This window comes from Butyrivibrio sp. LC3010 (assembly GCF_000424385.1).
GTDB lineage: Bacteria > Bacillota > Clostridia > Lachnospirales > Lachnospiraceae > Butyrivibrio.
Map to the genome: position 1 here is coordinate 1 of NZ_AUJU01000063.1, position 3,627 is coordinate 3,627.

At 33.6% G+C, this 3,627-nt stretch carries 2 protein-coding genes; both read left to right on the forward strand.

Features of this window, described 5'->3' with window-relative positions:
* Positions 1–131: 131 nt before the first annotated feature.
* The gene (locus G622_RS0119775; protein ID WP_044958205.1) at positions 132–965 is read left to right on the forward strand and encodes a heparan-alpha-glucosaminide N-acetyltransferase; all 834 of its coding nucleotides are present in this window, start codon (positions 132–134) and stop codon (positions 963–965) included.
* A 601-nt stretch (positions 966–1,566) separates the two neighbouring features.
* Positions 1,567–3,627 (forward strand): hypothetical protein (locus G622_RS23920; protein ID WP_044958207.1); only part of this gene is annotated, 2,061 nt, incomplete at its 3' end.

The following is a 3,627-nucleotide window of genomic DNA, read 5'->3' on the forward strand; positions in this document are numbered from 1 at the left end:
ATATGCATATGTATATAGTAACGGGGCAGTTTAATTGATGACTGCCTGTTTTTTTAGAAAAAAACTAACAAAACTTCTGCATTTCTGTTAAAATCAATTGGTATGAAAAAAATTGATGGGGAGAGACAATAATGCAGACTCGTAAGAAAAGACTTGAAACTATTGATACTATAAGAGGAATCACTCTTATTAGTATGATTTTATATCATTTTTGTTGGGACCTTAAATATATTAAAGGGTTAAATATGCCATGGTATGGGACCTTTGGTTCTTATTTGTGGCAACAGAGTATATGCTGGTCCTTTATCTTGATATCAGGTTTTTGCATGCACTTTGCAAGAAAGCCTATAAGGAACGGCGTGCTGGTTTTTCTATGCGGAATTATCATTACCTGCGTGACAGTACTTGTTCTGCCTGATGCTCCGGTGTATTTTGGTGTGCTGACATTCCTCGGCTCTGCCATGATACTGTTGGGGGCAGTGATAAGCCTTTATAATAAGATAAATTCAACTGGTAATGCAGGCCTATCTGGTATAAACGGTAAATCAAACGGTCCGGATTTGTCTGTGGCAAATTCAAAAGATCCATTGTGGGGACTATTTATAAGTGTAGTATTATTTGCTATTACTAAGCCTATAAATAGAGGATTTCTTAATCTCTTTGTATCTAATATTGCACTTCCTGATACTCTGTATGGTCAGGTCGGGCAGGATGTTTTGCATAATTCATATCTTACTTATCTTGGATTTATGCAGAATGGATTTTATTCATCAGATTATTTTTCCCTTATGCCCTGGATATTTTTATTTATAGCAGGTTATTTTCTACATAGTGTAATAAAGAAGAAATTTGGTTTTGGCATTTTCCATATAAACATTAAACCGCTGTCATGGATCGGCAGGCATTCACTTATTATTTATATGCTTCATCAACCGGTCTTGTATGGAATAACAATGATACTTTAATAAGATATTACAATGAAGTTTGAATATGTAATTAAATTTCATGCGATGTAATTTAATTTCACGAAATCATGAATTGGATATTTTGCGAAACGTACGAAAATACGTTACGAAAATAATTAAGAAAAAGGAGAATCTTTGGTGATAAAGGTTCTTCTTTTTTATTTTTCTAGCAAATCTTTCGAAAATTTAAGTTGTATTCAAATTCAGATATAACTTTACAACAAGTGTGTTGACTATGCACTTGGTAAAATATTAAATGTAAAATATATAGTTTGAGAGAAAAAATTTCATATACGTAATAAAGAAGGTTAATCGTTAAAAAAATAAACGATTTTAAGAACAGAGCAGTAAAAAATACTTGAAAAGCCCATTTTTGCGACATTATTTTGCATTGTGCGCAATTGAATGCGACAAATACTGAACGAAAACGATATATTCATATAAGGCTAAATATTTAATCAAAAGGCGCATGAAACACTCTACATTTTTGTGAATAATCCCAAAATGTAAAAAAGTTTCGAATTCATGTTGAAAATAATCATAGAAACGCATATAATTGCAAAGGTTTCCGACAATATGATTGAAGCAGAGAGGAGCAAGTATGAGTGGGAATAAATCCAGGATAATTTCTTTTATTCTATCCATTGCAATGATAATAGGGGTATTGAGTACTGACTCATTAACAGCCAGAGCTGAATATGCAGGTGAATATAATTTCTACATAAACTGGTCAAATGCTAATAACAATATTAGAGATGGTCAAAGTACAGTCTACATAAGTAATGATGGCGGGAAAAAGAAGTATACTTTTTTAAGAAATCCAAGAGATCCAGAATTTAATAATAAGCTGGAAAGTGTTTTTTTAACTGATAATCGTGAACAAGTATTTGATCTTGGTAAAGATTTTGATGGATATAAAATTAGTAAGATAACGCTGGATATTAGTGATAGGGAAGGTGGCGAATGGAAAACTGATGAAAACGGTTATTGTTTTTGGAATCCTACAACATATAAGTCTGATGACAAATTTGTCAATATAAGGTTACATAATGATATTTCACTAGATGATTTTGCTAATAATTCGTGTAAACAACTTTTTAAGGATCAAGTAGCTGATGGAAATAATCAGATAATACTTAAGCCTGATTTTGCAGGTAATTTCCGCTATATTAGTTTTATGCCATCAGACAAGCAACATGGCAAATATTACTTTAGCGTTAATAAAATTACTGTGACTGAAAAGGTAAATACTAATCAGCAACCGCCGGAATATAACGGACCTAATAGAGGTTCAAATACGATATTATTATACGGCAGCGATCTAGAGTTTCATAATTTAGATGATAATGATAATTCATTAAATAATAATCCACATCGTACTAGAATATATGAACAAAATTCATATCCTAAATGGCCTATTAATAATGGTATATTAGCTTTTCAGAGAGATTATCAGAATGTTTTAAGTGCACTACCAAATAATATGGAAATTGATTTGAGTAAGCTTATTAGTATAAATGTAGAAGTGCCATATAAAACAAATGATTTATTACTTACAATTAAATTATTTGACGAAAATAAAAAAGAAATATTTGCTCAGTACAATAATAACGGCAGTAGTAGTTATGTCGTTTCACCATCTGCTAAAAAGGCGAAATATTTTGGCGTTATGTCAAATGTCGGTGATTTTGGAGGCAATTATTTTTTGGATATTAAAACAGCTCAGATTGGTTATGTTGCATTTGAACTAGCTGATAGTTCTAACCCATTGCTGGTTGAAGATGAAAAGCTGAAAGCAATAAGAGATGCAGAAGATGCATCGGCTGAGGCACGTGTGGTACCAGATGAGGAGCACATTAAGACAGCAAATGATAAATATAATATAGCAAAGAAAGAACCATTTTATGCGAATGATAAAGAACTGGAAAAAGCAAGAAACGATATAACGGTTGCAGAAAAAATAAAGAGAGCAAATGATGAAGCCCAAAATGCATATGACAATCCTTCAGTTGTTAGTATCAAAAATGCAGATGGCAAAATTGGGGATGCTGTACAAGCTGGGGCAACAGGTAATGAACTTAATACAGCAAACAGCTATATTACATTAGCAAGGAATAAATTGTCAATAATGGCTGCTGTGGCAGAAGCAGAGAAAGCAGCAAATGCGGCATATGATACACCTTCAGCAGATCTGATCGAGACAGCAGAGGGCAAAATAGGAGAAGTATCAAAAAAAATAAAAGAAGCTGCAATAGACGGGATAACAGATAGTGTATTGGATAAAGCTAGAGGATACATTGAATCAGCAAAGACAAGAGCAGCAAAAGCAGCAGCAATCAAAGCAGCAATAGATGCAGCAGCACAGGCACTCAGTACACTAAAAACAGAAGATATAGAGGCCGCAGAAGCAAAGGTGGCAGAAGCAAAACGCAAGCCATTTAATGCCAGTGATGAAGAACTTGCGACAGCCACTACCAATATAGCTTTTGCAAAGAAAAAACAGGCCATAGCAGAAGCAAATACAGCAGCTGAGAAAGCATTAGGAGAGCCTACAGAGGCTAACATTAAAGCCGCGTATGATGCATATAATGCTGCGATAAATGCAGAGGTAGAAGAAGAGGATCTACAGACAGCAAAGGAAAAGATCCAGAATGCAGAAACT

Excerpts from the sequence above, each read along its gene's own strand:
- G622_RS0119775 (WP_044958205.1), top strand. The coding sequence starts at position 132 with ATGCAGACTCGTAAGAAAAGACTTGAAACTATTGATACTATAAGAGGA.